The organism is Kaistia dalseonensis (assembly GCF_030814715.1).
GTDB lineage: Bacteria > Pseudomonadota > Alphaproteobacteria > Rhizobiales > Kaistiaceae > Kaistia > Kaistia dalseonensis.
On record NZ_JAUSVO010000004.1, the window covers coordinates 547517 to 561892 of the forward strand.

Consider the following 14376-nt stretch of genomic DNA (forward strand, 5'->3'; position numbering starts at 1 on the left):
ATCTTGCCATTTCCGCTCCGGATCGCGCTGCGCACGATCGTCAGCCTTCTGGCGATCTCGCTGGTGGCGTTCATCGTTATTGCGGCGATGCCGTCCGACCCGGTGGCGATCGCGATCCGGACCTGGAACCTGCCGGCGACCGACCAGACGGTCGCCGCGCTCCGTGCCCAATGGGGGCTCGACCTGCCGCTGGCACAACGCTACCTCGCCTGGCTGACGCGGTTCCTCGGCGGGAATTGGGGAACGTCCTTCCGGACGGGTGAGCCCGTTCTCAGCGAGTTTGCCCGCCGGTTGCCTCTCTCCTTGCTGATCGGGCTATCGGGCCTGGCGCTGGCGCTCGTCGCGGCCGTGCCGCTCGGTTTCGCCGCCGCGCTCAATCCCAGGGGACTTGCCGACAGGGCGACACGTGTTTTGGCGGTTTTCGTCCAGGCGGTCCCGTCGATCTGGCTCGGGCTGATCCTGATCTGGGTGCTCGGCGTCCATTTTCGTCTTATCCGCCCCTTCGGCCACGACGCCGGCAGCCTTGTCCTGCCTATCCTGTTGATCGGGCTCCACTCAACGGCGGTTCTGGCGCGCGTCTATCGCCGCGACCTGATCCACGTGACGACGCAGCCCTTCTTCCGGACGGCGCTCGCAAAGGGCAACAGCCGATCGGCCGCGCTCTGGCGCCACGGCCATGGCCATGCCGTCTACGCACTGCTCTCTGCCTTTCGCGCCGAGGCCGGATGGGCGATCGGCAGCACAGCGGCAATCGAGGTTCTGTTCGGCCTGCCGGGCATCAGCCAATTCCTGGTCGAGAGCATCGCCGCCCGCGACTATGCCGTGCTGCAGGCCTATGTGATGGTCGTCGCGCTCTGGCTCATCCTCATGAACGCGATTGTCGAAGGCGCGCTGCACTGGCTGGACCCGCGCACATGACGAGGTGGCGGGTGCTCCTGGCCGTTGGCATTCTCGCCCTGATGGCTCTCGGCGCGCTTTGGCAGCCGCATGATCCCGATGCGATCGATCTCGCCAGCCGTTTCTCGCCGCTCACGATCGGCCACCCGCTCGGCACCGACCATCTCGGGCGCGACCTGCTCGCGCGCCTTATGGTCGGCGGCTGGCGCACCGCAATCGTCGTCCTGACCGTGGCACTGGTCGGCATCGTCGGAGGCTGCCTGTTCGGCACCACTGCGGCGCTTGTCGGCGGCTGGGGCGAGACGGCTATCCTGCGAACGGCCGAGACCTCGATCGTCATTCCCACCCTCATCATCGCATTGACCGCCGCAGCGATCTTCGGGCTGAAGCCGGCGATCGCCGGGCTGGCGCTCGGGCTGGCGGGCATCGGGCCCTATACGCTCTTCGCCCACGCGCTGGCGCGGCGGATCGTGGCGCAGCCCTATGTCCATGCCGCACGGGCGCTCGGCGTTTCCGACGGGCCGCTCATCCTGCGCCATGTCGTGCCCAATATGTTGCCGGCGGTCTTTACCCATGTCGGCAGCAATGCCGGCCTCGCGGTGACGGCCTATGCGTCGCTCGCTTTCCTCGGGCTCGGCGCTGACCCTTCCAGGCCCGATTGGGGCGGCATGCTGTTCGAATATCGGATGTTCATCTTCGACCATCCGATGCTGCTCGCCTGGCCCGGCCTCGCCATCGCGGCCACGGCGGCGCTGTTCAACTGGGCGTTCGATCGCGGATAGTCTGGCGACGATCGCAATGCCTCGATCCTGTCGTGGCATTGCGCTACCAATGGCATCTTGGATGCCTGCGGACCCACCCAGGCGCGTGCGCCGTGACGAGCTTTCAGCCACAATGAGCTTCCGCTTTCTTCACACCGCTGATTGGCAGATCGGCAAGCCGTTCGCCAATGTTCCAGGCGATGCCGGCGCTGCGCTGCGCGCCCAAAGGATCGCGACCGTCGCGGAGATAGCCAGGCTCGCGGCGACGCGGCAGCTCGATGCCGTGCTGGTGGCCGGCGACATCTTCGACAGCAACGAAGTGCATGACCGCACGATCCTGCGCACGCTCGATGCGCTCAAGGCCTTTACCGGCCGATGGATCTTCCTGCCCGGCAATCACGACGCGGCGCTCGCCCATAGCGTCTGGACGCGCATGCGGCAGATGGGGATCGAGGAGAACATCATCATCGCCGATCAGCCTGTGCCGATCACGGGCTGGGATGGTCGCGCGACGATCCTGCCGGCGCCGCTGCGTCGGCGCCGCGAGAGCGAGGACCAGACGGAATGGTTCGACAGCGCCGCGACGGTCGAGGGCGCGCTTCGCGTCGGACTGGCGCATGGCAGCGTTGCAAACCGCCTGCCGGGCGCGGCGGAGGCCTCGAACGAGATTCCGGAGAACCGCGCCGAAACGGCACGGCTCGGCTATCTCGCGCTCGGCGACTGGCATGGCGCCCTGAAAATCGCGCCGAGAACCTACTATTCCGGCACGCCGGAGACCGATCGCCACCGGGCTAACCAGTCCGGCTTCGTGCAGATCGTCGAACTGGACGGGGTCGGTGCGCCGGAGCGGGTTGAGCTGGTCGGAACCAGCCATTTCAGCTGGCATGATCTCGACGCCGAACTGATCGAGGGAACCGCCGACGCCGTATCGGCACTGCTCGGACAGGCGGTGAGCGATCCGGCGCGCGCGGTCGTGGCGCTGGCGCTGACCGGCAGCTTGAGCCTCGCCGAGCGCTATCGCCTCAATGCCGAGCTGGAGACATGGCGCAATCGCCTGCACCATCTTGATCTCGACGGCAAGGGTCTGGTGGAAGACCCGACCGAGGATGATCTCGACTCGCTCGATACATCCGGCTTCGTGCGGCTCGCGCTCGAGCGGCTGAAGGCACGGGCGAACGATCCGTCCGATCCGAAGGCGCCGGCCGCGCGCGTGGCGCTCCGCATGGTCTATCTCGACCATCGGCAGAGCGGAGGCGTCAAATGAAGCTCCGCCGTATCGAAGTCAGGGATTTCCGCAAGCTCGGCCATGTCGTGATCGCCGATCTCGCCGACGGGCTCAATGTCGTGGTCGGCGACAACGAGGCCGGCAAGTCGACGCTCCTCGCCGCCCTGCGCGCCGTCTTGTTCGAGCGTCACCGTGTCGGCGGCAATGTGGCCGCCTCCATGCAGCCTTACGGCCAGACGGTGCGTCCGCAGGTCTGGCTCGAATTCGAACGCGACGGCGTATCCTGGAAGCTGCACAAGGCCTTCTGCCAGAAGCAGGAGGCTGAACTCGAAGGCGGCGGCGGGCGCTGGACGGGCGATGCCGTCGAGGAGCGCCTGGCCGAGATGTTCGGCTTCACGCCGCCGGGGCGCGGGGAATCGAAGCCCGACGAACATCATGGCGTCTTTGGCCTGCTTTGGGTCGAACAGGGCACCTCACATCAGGCGCTCGGCGTCGGCGCGGGGCGCGATCATCTCGCAGCCGCGCTGGAGCGCGAGGTTGGGCAGGTCACGGGTGGCGAGCGAGGGCGCCTGCTGCTGGCCGCCGCCGAAGCGCGCAAGGCGGCGTTCTGGGACAAGCGCAACAATCCGCGCGATGCGTTCAAGGCGCTGGCGGTCGATCTCGAGGCGGCGCGCGAGCAGCGCACGACAATTCAGCAGCAACTCGCCGCTTATGAAAGCAAGGTCGCGCGCCTTGCCACGCTGCAGGAGATATTGAACCGCCACAGGCGTGACGACAGCCTGCGAGTGGCCGAGGCTCGCCTTGTTGCGGCGCAGAAAGCGGCCGCCGTGGTCGCGCAGTATCAGGGCGCGCTTCGAACGGCGGAGATCGCGCTGGAGGGCGCCCGGTTGCGCCACGAGGCGGCCGTCGGCCGGCTCGCGGCGCGCGAAAAGGCCCGGACCGAACTCGAGCGCACCAAGCGGGATTTTGACGCAGCCGGCGCCAATCTGGCCGAGGCGCAGGGACAGCTCGCCCGGCTGGAACTGGCGGCCGGGATTGCCGATAGCCGGTCGAGGGCGGCCGAGTCCGCCGTACGCGAAGCCGACAGCGTGGTCCAGCGGATCGAGCAGGCAGCCGTGCGGCGACAGGCGCGCGAGACGGCCGCGCGGCTCGCTCAGCAGCTTGCCGCCGCAGAGGCCGCCGATCAGGCGCGGCTTCGTGCCGAGGCGATCATTGTCGCGGCAGCATTGACCCCGCAGGACCTCAAGCAACTCGAAGGCCTCGAGCGGGCGGCCGATCAGGCGCGGCTGCGGCTCGAAGCGGCGAGCGCCCGCGTGACCTTGCTGCCCGAAGGCGAGCATGTGGTGCAGATCGAGGGCAGCGATGATCTGGTCGAGCCGGAGCTCGTTCTTTCGCGCGACACGACCCTCGTGCTGCAGGGCTATGGCCGTATCCACATTCAGCCCGGCGGCGGTATTGGCGAACTCGTCCGCGCCTCCGATGAAGCCCATCAGGCGCTTGTGCGCGCCTTGCAGCGTCTCGGACAGACCGATCTGACCGTGGCACGGCTCGCCTTGCAGCGCATCGCGGATGCACGCTCGGAAGAGAGGATCCACACCCAAGCGCTGAGCGGTCTTGCGCCCAAGGGGCTCGATGCGCTGCGACAGGAACTGGCGCGAAGCCTGTTGCTGGCGGGCACCGGCGACACCGAAGACGCCGCCGGATTGGGCGATGTGGATGCGGCACGGAGCAAGGCGGCAGAGGCGAGGCGACTGTTCGAAACGCTCGCTGCCGAAGCCGCCCAGGCCAATGTCGCCCTTGAGGCCGTAAGGCGCGACATCGCGATCCTGGCCGAACGCGCCCGTGTCGCTGCACACGCGCACCAGCGGCTGCGCGATGAACTCGGTGCCGCGCGCGAGGCGGCTCCAGACCAAGCGCTCGAAGGCGACGCGCTGACATGTCGGTTGGCGCGGACGGAGGCGGAGGCCAATTGGGCCACCGCCCGCGATGCCGTGGCGGCAGCCGATCCGGAGGCGACCACGCTTGCGGTCGAGCGCGCCATCCAGGCCGAGAAGGCCATACGCGAGGATATCGACCGGACCGAACGCGAGCGGCGGGACCTCGATGTCGAGTTGCGGGCGCTCGGCAAGGATGGGCTCGGCGAGGAGCTCGAAACGCTGAATGGTCGGATCGAGTTGCTGGAAGCGCGGCTGAAGACGACGACGCTCGAAGCCGAGGCGGCGCGGCTGCTCGCCGATACGCTCGCCGAGGCGCAGCGCGAGACGAAGGAGAAATGGCTGGCGCCGGTCCGGGAGCGTTCGGCGCCCTATCTGCGCCTGATCCAGAACGAGAGCAGCATCGTGCTGAGCGAGGGGAGCTTCGAAATCGAGAGATTGGTCCGGAACGGCGTTTCCGAGCCCTTTGCGGGGCTCAGCGTGGGCGCGCGCGAGCAGATCGCGGTCATCACGCGGCTGGCGCTGGCCGACATCCTGCGCGAGGGTGGCCAGGAATCCTGCATCGTGCTCGATGACGCCCTGGTGAACACCGATGAAGGCAGGCTGGAACGCATGCATCTCGTGCTGCACAAGGCGGCGCAGCGCCAGCAGATCCTGATCCTGACCTGCCGCGAGCGCGATTTCCTCCAGCTGGGCGCACCCATCCGCCGAATTTAGGCGTCCATCGGTCTCGGTCAGGCAGGGATCTCTGATGCATCGGCCCTTGATCGCGCGGAGGCGCGCCAGAGCGCGCCGATCAGGGCGACATTGATGAGCGCCAGCCCCAGGAGGATGTGCCCGGCCAGCTCCGCGCCGCCCCATTGCAGCATCACGGCGCCGAGGGAAGGGGCCAGCGCCGACGCCATGAACGCAGGCCGCGCGATGAAGCCCATCAGCGCCGGATAGGCTTCGGGCCCGAAGAGGGCGAGCGGTACCGCGCCGCGGGCGATCGAATAGATGCCGTTGCCGGCGCCATAGAGCAGAACGGCGAACCCGATGACCGGCGGGCCGACATTGAGCAGCGCCAGCCCGATTGCGATCAGCGTCATGGCGGCCAGCAGCGTCCAGAGAGCGGGGTGCCGTCCGCCCGTGGCCATCTCCGCCAGGCGCGCCGCGACCTGCGCGGGTCCGATCAGCGTTGCCATGCCCACCGCTGCGGCCATGGAAAGCCCGCGTGCCTGCAGCAGTGTGAGGAGATGGACGCTCACCATCGTCATGGTGAGGCTGCCGAGCACGAGCACGCCGATCAGAAGGAACAGTGCGCGCCGCTGGCCGGCCGCAAGCGGGGCAGAGCTCCGGCGCTTGGTCGTGGCTGATGCGGGGCGCGCCGCTGTCGGGATGGAACTCAGGATCAGGGGAAGGCAGATGGATAATTGTATGGCAGCATAAGCGATGCAGGTGACCCGCCAGCCGAAATGGCTCGCCATTGCCGCCGTCAGCGGCCAGCAGACCGTGCTCGCGAAGCCGCCCCAAAGAGTGAGGGTTGATATGGCCCGCCGAGCCGACGTGCCGTAGATCCGGCCGAGCGTCGCGAAGGATGCGTCATAGAGGCCGGCGCCCATGCCGATGCCGATGATGAACCAGCCGAGCAGGAATACCGGCAGCGATGGCGCCAAGCTCAACGCCGCAAGGCCGAGCGCGAGGATGAGGCAACTGCCGGCCAGGATCATGCGGCCGCCATACAGGCCGATCGAACGACCGACCCACGGAGATGCGAGCCCCGCGACGACGAGGCCGATCGTCAGTCCTCCGGTGATCCAGGGTAGTGGCCAGCCGGTATCGGCCGCTATCGGCACCGCAAGCGCGGTCAGCAGATAGTAGGAACTGCCCCAGGAGAAAATCTGCACGATGCCGAGGGCGGAGATCACCCGCCAGCGCGGTATCCGGTCTGCTGCTGACGGCTCTTCCGCGAGCAAAGATCCGGCAGTCATCGGATCGCCGCGAGCGACAGCCGCGCTTCGAGCGCTTCGGCGGCTTCCTTGCGTTCGCTGTATCGGTCGGTGAGATAGCTCGATACGTCACGGGTCAGCAGAGTGAACTTGACCAGTTCCTCCATCACATCGACCACGCGGTCGTAATAGGATGAGGGGCGCATGCGGCCTTCTGGTCCGAACTCCTGAAATGCCTTCGCGACCGAGGACTGATTGGGGATCGTCACCATTCGCATCCAGCGCCCCAGCACGCGCATCTGGTTGACCGCGTTGAAGGATTGCGACCCGCCGGAGACCTGCATGAGGGCAAGCGTCCGGCCCTGGGTCGGACGGATCGCGCCGACCGAAAGCGGTATCCAGTCGATCTGGGCCTTGAGCACCGCGCTCATGGCGCCGTGCCGCTCGGGGCTGGTCCAGACCTGGCCCTCCGACCAGAGCGATAGTTCACGCAGTTCCTTGACCTTGGGGTGGTCGACGGCGGCTCCGTCGGGAAGAGGCAAGCCGTGCGGGTCGAAAATGCGTGTCTCCGCGCCGAGATGCTCGAGCAGACGCGCGGCCTCGAACGTCAGGAGCCGGCTGTAGGATCTCTCCCGCAACGATCCATAGAGCAAGGCGATGCGGGGCGCATGGGTCGAGGCGGCGCCGCGCAGTTTCTCCATCGCCGGTTTCTCGACGCAACCAGAGACCAGATTGGGAAGGTCTTCAATCATGGACGAGAACCTTTGCAGCTGAGCGGACAGCGTCGCCGCGTTCGTACCAGTTCTTCGAGCGGTTCACGATCCAGACGACGGAGAGCATGACCGGCACTTCGATGAGCACGCCGACGACCGTCGCGAGCGCCGCGCCGGAGTGGAAACCGAACAGGCTGATCGCAGCCGCCACCGCGAGCTCGAAGAAGTTCGACGCGCCGATGAGCGCCGACGGGCCCGCAACGCAATGGGCTTCGCCGGTGGCGCGGTTCAGCAGATAGGCCAGCCCGGCGTTGAAATAGACCTGGATCAGGATCGGCACGGCCAAGAGCGCGATGATGAGCGGCTGCGCGATGATCTGCTCGCCCTGGAAGCCGAATAGCAGCACGAGCGTCGCCAGCAGTGCGACGAGCGAGATCGGCGCCAGTCGGCGGAGCGTTCGCGCCAACGCCGCCTCGCCGCCATTTTGCAGCAATCGGCGCCGCGCCAACTGGGCTATGATCACCGGCACGACGATGTAGAGCCCGACGGAGATGAGCAGCGTGTCCCAGGGCACGGTCATGGCCGACAGCCCCAGCAGCAGCCCGACGATCGGCGCGAAGGCCACCACCATGATCGCGTCGTTCAGCGCGACCTGCGAGAGCGTGAACAACGGCTCGCCCTTGGTGAGGTTCGACCAGACGAAGACCATGGCCGTGCAGGGCGCGGCGGCCAGAATGATCAGCCCGGCAATATAGCTGTCGATCTGGTCGGCCGGCAGCAGGGGGCGGAACAGCCATCCGATGAACAGCCAGCCGAGCAACGCCATGGAGAAGGGTTTGACCGCCCAGTTGACGAACAGCGTCACGCCGATCCCGCGCCAGTGTCGGCCGACCTGGCTCAGCGATGTGAAATCGATCCTGAGCAACATGGGGATGACCATGAGCCAGATCAGGATCGCGACTGGGAGGTTGACGCGGGCAATCTCGGCGGCGCCGATCGTTTCGAAGGCGCCGGGCATGAGATGTCCGAGGCCGATCCCCACCAGAATGCAGAGTGCTACCCAGAGGGTCAGGAACCGTTCAAATATCGACACGGGAACCTCAGAAGCTGATACGGCGCGTGAGCAGCGGCGTGTCCGATGGGCAAAGGCCTGCGGCCTGGCGGGTGGTGAGGATGGCCGAGGGCGCGCTCTCGCGCTCGGCGGGCTTGAAGCCGAGCTTGCCGAAGAAGCCCGCAGCAGCCGGCGTCAGCAGCCAGGCGCGCCGCGCGCCAACGTCGAAGGCGCGGCGTTGCAGGAGCGGCACGAGGTTGCGGCCGATCCTGGTTCCGCGCCATGCGTCCAGCACCACGATCGAACGCAGAAGTACATCCACGCCGAACTGCTCGTAGCCGCCGAAACCGACCGGTTCGCCCGCTAATGTCCGGTAGAGAAAGAAGGCTCGGCCGGGCTCATCGAGATCATCATCGGCAAGTTCCGCCGCGCGCAACGCCGCCCGGAGCGCCGGATCATCGCCGGGAATACGCACGTCGCGCAGGAACGGCACGCCTTCTTCCTTGCGAAAATCCGTGCTGGGCACGGTTTCCGGCAGAAGGTCGAGCACAATATCGGACGGCCGGCAGAGCTTGACGCCCTTGGGACTGACCACGATCGGCCGGTTGATCAGGATCGGATGTTCGATCATCGCATCGAGCAGCGCGTCGTCGCCGATCGCGGGATCATCGAGGCCAAGGGAGGCGAACGGCGTACCCTTCTCGCGGACGAGATCGCGTAGCGACCCGCCCGTGCGGACTGCGAGATCAGCCAGCAGCGCACGGCTCGGCGGCGTCTTCAGATATTCGACGACATGAGGCTCGATGCCGAAATGGCGGAGCAAGGCGAGCGTGTTGCGCGACGTGCCACAATCGGGGTTGTGGTAGATGACGATGTCCATTGCCGCCTACGCCGCGCCAGACCGGGGGGAGGTCGAGCCTTCGACCTTGCCGATTTCGCGCAGCTTGGCGCCGAGGGCGATGGTATCAAGGCTCCTGAGAGGCAGCGCCGTAAAGATCGAGATCCGGTTTTTCATATAGCGGAACGCGGTCACGAAGGCCGCCTCCTTCTCGATGTCGGTGCCTTCGACGGCAGCGGGATCCTCGATCCCCCAATGGGCAGTCATCGGCTGGCCCGGCCAAACCGGACAGGCTTCCCCAGCGGCGTTGTCGCAGACGGTAAACACGAAATCCATGACCGGCGCGCCGGGCACGGCAAATTCATCCCATGCCTTCGAGCGAAATCCGTCGGCAGGATAATGGAAGCTCTCAAGGACTTTCAGAGCAAATGGATTGACCGTTCCCTTGGGCTGGCTTCCCGCCGAAAACGCGCGGAAACGACCGGCTCCATCCTTGGAGAGGATGCTCTCCGCGAGGATCGAGCGTGCCGAATTGCCGGTGCACAGGAACAGTACATTGAATACTTGATCAGACATCGACCACTCCGTCGTGGATTAGCAGCAGGGTGTCAGGGCAGCCACAGCGGGATTGCAGACTTCGGGATGCCCCTGGCAGCAATCGCGCATGAGGAATTCGACCAGGCCGGCGAGGGCGGGGAAGGCGGCGCTGTAGATGATCGAGCGCGCCTCGCGCCGCGACACGATGAGGCCGGCCTGCTCCAGATGGCTCAGATGAAAAGAGGCCTTGGAAGAGGAGGCGCCAACCGCTTCGCCGATCACGCCAGCCGCCAGTCCATCGGGACCCGCCTTCACCAGGAGGCGGACAATCTGCAGCCGCGTTGCCTGCGACAGCGCGGCAAATGCTTGGAGAGCCTTGCTTTCGTCCATTATCTCAATCTTTCAAGAGATGTTGAGATATCGATAGACGATCAGCCGCGACCGGGCAAGCGCGGTCGGTGCGATTTTACGGGACGGTGCGGTATTGGAGGTTTGTCGCGGCCGGTTTCAAATCCGGCCACGACGATGGTGAATTTCCAAGCCGAGCTCAGAGCAGGCCGCGGCCGGCGAGATTGCGCATCAGCGCGCCGGTGCCGAACGTCCACGGTGCCGCATCGGGGCAGCGGACGACGCGGTTCGACAATTTGCCGATCTTGGGCGCGGCGATGGTGACGATGTCGCCGACCTTGTGCGTGAAACCCTGGCCGGGGCCGTCGCGGTCCTGGACCGGCGCGAACATGGTGCCGAGATAGAGCACGAAGCCGTCCGGATATTGATGGTTCTTGCCGATCGTCTGCTTGACCAGATCCTCCGGATCGCGGCTGATCTTCGACATGGCGCTCGATCCGTCCATGCGGAAGCCGTCTTCGCCGTCGACAGTCAGGCGAACCTCGGTGCTCCGCACGTCGTCGAGCGAGAAGGTCTCGCTGAAGAGGCGGATCATCGGGCCGATCGAGGCGCTGGCGTTGTTGTCCTTGGCCTTGGAGAGCAGCAGCGCCGAGCGGCCCTCGACATCGCGCAGATTGACGTCGTTGCCGAGCGTGGCGCCGACGATCTTGCCGGAGGAGGAAACGACCAGCACCATTTCCGGCTCGGGATTGTTCCAGTTCGAAATCGGGTGAATGCCGATCTCGGCAAGATGCCCGACCGCCGACATGGGCTGGGCCTTGGAGAAGATCTCCGCATCGGGACCGATGCCGACCTCGAGATATTGCGACCACATGCCCTTTTCGATCAGCAACTGCTTCAACGCTGCCGCCTGCTCGGAGCCGGGCTTGAGCGCGGCGAGATCATCGCCGATCGTCGCCTGGATTTCCGAGCGGATCGCTACGGCGCGCTCGGGCAGGCCGCGCGCCTGTTCCTCGATCACACGCTCCAGCATGGAGACGACGAAGGTGACGCCGGCCGCCTTGACGGCCTGCAGGTCGATCGGCGCGATCAGGTAGGGCAGGGCGGGATCGCGCGTCTCGATCGGCGTATTCGCCAGTATGTCCTCGAACGAGCCGATGATCTCGCCATCGGCCGTCGTCGCGAAATGGGCGGGGTCCTGGCTTTCGCAGAGATCGCGCATGGTCACGGCCATCGCGGTGATGTCGATGAGCTGGCCATCTCGCAGCACCGCCACCGACGGCCCGTCAAGGTCCGGGCGGAAGACGCGGCCGACCAGAACGGCCTGATCGGCATCCTCCGGCAGGGCGAAGGCGGGTTTGGTATCGAATGGCATGGGGCTCTCCGGGCATGTTTTTCTGGGGCGACCCGAGGGCCGCCGGCGAGAACGAACCGCGGCACGCTACACGCTGAAGCGTTCGCTCGCCAACCCGGTTTCGCAGGCATATCCCTTGCAAGGTTAGCTGGGTTGATCCGCGAGGCGCCAGCATGACCGAGACACTGCCCATTACCGAGACACTGCCCATTATCGATATTTCCGGCCTCGTCGCCGGGCAACCCGGCGCGACGGCCGCCATCGCCGCGGAGATTGGACGCGCGGCGCGCGGAATCGGCTTCTTCTATGTCGCCGGTCATGGCATTGCCCCCGAGACGATCGCCAACATGTTCGATACGATCCACCGCTTCTTCGCGCTGCCGCTCGAAAAGAAGCAGGAGGTTGCCTTCGGCCTGTCGCGGCACAATCGCGGCTTCATCGCCATGAAGGGCGAGACGCTCGACCCCTCCAAGCCGGCGGATCTCAAGGAGGCCTTCAACATCGGCCTCGACCTTCCGGCTGATGATCCGCGCATCCTGGCGGGCGAACCCTTTCGCGGCGTGAACCTCTGGCCCGACATGCCGGGCTTCCGCGAGACGATGCTCGACTATTTCGCTCGCGTGCTCAATGTCGGCCGATTGCTGCAGCGCGCGGTCGCCGTGGATGTCGGCCTCCCCGAGGGCTTCTTCGAGGACAAGCTCGACCAATCACTCTCCACGTTGCGGCTGCTTCATTATCCGCCGCAGCCGCCGGTGCTGGAGGAGGGGCAACTCGGCGCTGGCGAGCATACGGATTATGGCTGCCTGACATTGCTGATGACGGATGATGTGGCCGGCCTCGAGGTGCGCCGTCGCGATGGTGTGTGGCTTCCCGCGCCGCCGATCAAGGACGTCTTCGTCTGCAATATCGGCGATTGCCTGATGCGTTGGACCAATGACGTCTATGTCTCGACGCCACATCGCGTCGCGAACCGCTCGGGCCGAGAGCGCTATTCAATCCCCTTCTTCCTCGACCCCAATCCCGATGCCCCTGTCGTCTCGATCCCGAGTTGCGTCACGGCGGATCGGCCGGCCCGCTATCCGCCCACGACAGGCGCGCTCTATCTCAAGGAGCGACTGCAGCGGACCTATGCACCCGGCATGATCGCCTGACGGAAGTGCAACTGCTGCCCAAAAATGAGGCCGATACGGATTCGAGCGGGTGGCGGCCAAAATGTATGCAATCCATCCGAATTGTATGCAATAGGCGGCTTTGGGTCTTCGATTTCGGATCGGTCGTTCGGCGGCGTGGTCTCTCCGAGACGGCCGTAAGCACTAAAATATGTCAAATGTGTCATAGGTTTAGTTCGATTTCGTTCGATTTGGCCCCACGCGTTGCGCGGATTGGCACGGCGGTTGCTGTCTAGAGGTCGGGATCACCCCGGCGCGCATCGTGCCGACCATTTTTCGAGGGGAAGTCATCCATGTCCGCCTTCACCGTTTCTCGCCGAACGCTCTTGAAGAGCGCCGCCATCGGCTCGCTCGGCCTGACTACCGGCCTTCTGACGCGCGGTTCCGCCCAAGCCGCAGGCGACCTGACCATCGGCATCATCTATGTCGGCTCGCGTGACGACTTCGGCTGGAATCAGGCGCACGCCGTTGCCGCCAAGGCGCTGGCCGCAGTCCCCGGCGTCAAGGTCGTCGAGGAAGAGAACGTCCCGGAGACCATCGCCGTCGCCAAGACGATGGAATCGATGATCGAGCTCGATGGCGCGAACCTGATCTTCGCGACGTCCTTCGGTTATTATGCCCCGTTCATGGTCGACACCGCCAAGAAGTATCCGGACGTGCAGTTCCGCCATGCGGCACCGCTCTGGAAGGATGGCGACCCGAAGAATGCCGGTTCCTATTTCGGCTATCTCGACCAGGCCCATTACATCGATGGTGTTGCGGCCGGTCTCTCCACCAAGTCGAACAAGCTCGGCTTCGTCGCCGCGAAGCCAATCTCCTCGGTGCTCTCGAACATCAATTCGTTCACGCTCGGCGCCCGCAAGGTCAATCCGAACGCAACCGTCCAGGTGATCTTCACCGGCGACTGGTCGCTGCCCGTTCGCGAAGCCGAGGCGACCAACGCGCTGATCGATGCCGGCTGTGACGTCATCACCTGCCACGTCGACAGCCCGAAGACCGTGATCCAGAACGCCGAGGCCAAGGGCGCCAAGACCTGCGGCCACAATGCCTCGCAGGCTGCGCTGGCGCCGAAGGGCTTCATCACGGGCGCGGAATACAAGTGGGAGACGATCTACAAGCAGTATGCCGATACGCTCGCCAAGGGCGGCGAACTGCCGAACTTCATCTCCGGCGGCTATGACGTCGATTTCGTCCAGAACACGCCCTATGGCGCTGGCGCTACGCCCGAGGCGATCGCCGCTGCCGATGCCGCCAAGGCGGATCTTCGCGCCAAGAAGGCCTATTACGTCGGCCCGCTCAAGGACAATACCGGCAAGGAAGTGATCGCGGCCGGCGTCGAGCACGCCCCCTACGATCCCTGGATCGACAACATCAACTTCCTCGTCGAAGGCGTCGTCGGCTCGATCACCTGAGGCAAGACCTCATCGGCTCGTTGCTACGCGCCTTGCGTCCGGCCGTGATCGTGGATCTCGGCCGGGGCCCGTCAATGCCCAGGGCCTCGCGGCCCGGCAAGGCGTCCTGCTTCAGCAGGAAGCTCGGGACGGCCGGCGGGAACGCGACGAGACAATGACGCCGAGACCGGCGGCCGGATCGGTCGCCGGGCTCCATTCGAGCCAGCCAG

Annotated in this window: 13 protein-coding genes; 6 read left to right on the plus strand and 7 right to left on the minus strand. The window is 65.7% G+C overall.

The features are described from left to right. Positions 1–3 precede the first annotated feature (3 nt). From QO014_RS16295 to QO014_RS16310, 4 genes are all read left to right on the plus strand, one after another. Positions 4–918 carry an ABC transporter permease gene (locus tag QO014_RS16295; protein WP_266349769.1) on the plus strand — a complete coding sequence of 305 codons (915 nt, stop codon included), beginning with the start codon at positions 4–6 and terminating at the stop codon, positions 916–918. 11 nt (positions 919–929) lie between these two features. Continuing rightward, on the plus strand, positions 930–1679 hold the full coding sequence (locus QO014_RS16300) for an ABC transporter permease (protein ID WP_266349770.1): 750 nt from the start codon (positions 930–932) through the stop codon (positions 1677–1679). Positions 1680–1791: 112 nt separating this feature from the next. Next, positions 1792–2922: a metallophosphoesterase family protein gene (locus tag QO014_RS16305; RefSeq protein ID WP_266349771.1), complete on the plus strand. Its 1131-nt coding sequence runs from the start codon at positions 1792–1794 to the stop codon at positions 2920–2922. Continuing rightward, entirely contained in the window at positions 2919–5534 is a 2616-nt protein-coding gene (locus QO014_RS16310) for an AAA family ATPase (protein WP_266349772.1), read from the plus strand. Before QO014_RS16305 ends, QO014_RS16310 begins: the two co-directional genes overlap by 4 nt. A gap of 17 nt (positions 5535–5551) precedes the next feature. Here the strand turns inward: QO014_RS16310 and QO014_RS16315 are convergent, their stop codons facing one another. The 7 genes from QO014_RS16315 to QO014_RS16350 form a co-directional block, all read right to left on the minus strand. Beyond that, positions 5552–6787 carry an MFS transporter gene (locus QO014_RS16315; protein ID WP_266349773.1) on the minus strand — a complete coding sequence of 412 codons (1236 nt, stop codon included), beginning with the start codon at positions 6785–6787 and terminating at the stop codon, positions 5552–5554. Continuing rightward, the gene (gene arsH / locus QO014_RS16320) at positions 6784–7497 is read right to left on the minus strand and encodes an arsenical resistance protein ArsH (protein ID WP_266349774.1); all 714 of its coding nucleotides are present in this window, start codon (positions 7495–7497) and stop codon (positions 6784–6786) included. The genes QO014_RS16315 and arsH overlap by 4 nt, the downstream gene beginning before the upstream one ends. Beyond that, on the minus strand, positions 7490–8551 hold the full coding sequence (gene arsB, locus QO014_RS16325; RefSeq protein WP_266349775.1) for an ACR3 family arsenite efflux transporter: 1062 nt from the start codon (positions 8549–8551) through the stop codon (positions 7490–7492). The genes arsH and arsB overlap by 8 nt, the downstream gene beginning before the upstream one ends. Positions 8552–8558: 7 nt before the next feature. Next, positions 8559–9389 carry an arsenate reductase (glutaredoxin) gene (gene arsC, locus QO014_RS24600; protein WP_266349776.1) on the minus strand — a complete coding sequence of 277 codons (831 nt, stop codon included), beginning with the start codon at positions 9387–9389 and terminating at the stop codon, positions 8559–8561. Between the two features lie 6 nt (positions 9390–9395). Next, positions 9396–9923: an arsenate reductase ArsC gene (locus QO014_RS16340; protein ID WP_266349777.1), complete on the minus strand. Its 528-nt coding sequence runs from the start codon at positions 9921–9923 to the stop codon at positions 9396–9398. Positions 9924–9941: 18 nt separating this feature from the next. After that, the gene (locus QO014_RS16345) at positions 9942–10274 is read right to left on the minus strand and encodes an ArsR/SmtB family transcription factor (RefSeq protein ID WP_266349778.1); all 333 of its coding nucleotides are present in this window, start codon (positions 10272–10274) and stop codon (positions 9942–9944) included. 157 nt (positions 10275–10431) lie between these two features. Continuing rightward, positions 10432–11607, minus strand: a complete 1176-nt coding sequence (locus QO014_RS16350; protein ID WP_266349779.1) for a fumarylacetoacetate hydrolase family protein — start codon at positions 11605–11607, stop codon at positions 10432–10434. A 152-nt stretch (positions 11608–11759) separates the two neighbouring features. Between QO014_RS16350 and QO014_RS16355 the strand changes: the two genes are divergently transcribed. Together QO014_RS16355 and QO014_RS16360 are read left to right on the plus strand one after the other, a co-directional pair. Further along, on the plus strand, positions 11760–12737 hold the full coding sequence (locus QO014_RS16355) for an isopenicillin N synthase family dioxygenase (protein WP_266349780.1): 978 nt from the start codon (positions 11760–11762) through the stop codon (positions 12735–12737). A gap of 311 nt (positions 12738–13048) precedes the next feature. Next, complete coding sequence (locus QO014_RS16360; protein ID WP_266349781.1) at positions 13049–14167, plus strand: BMP family ABC transporter substrate-binding protein; 1119 nt, start codon at positions 13049–13051, stop codon at positions 14165–14167. Positions 14168–14376: the final 209 nt, after the last annotated feature.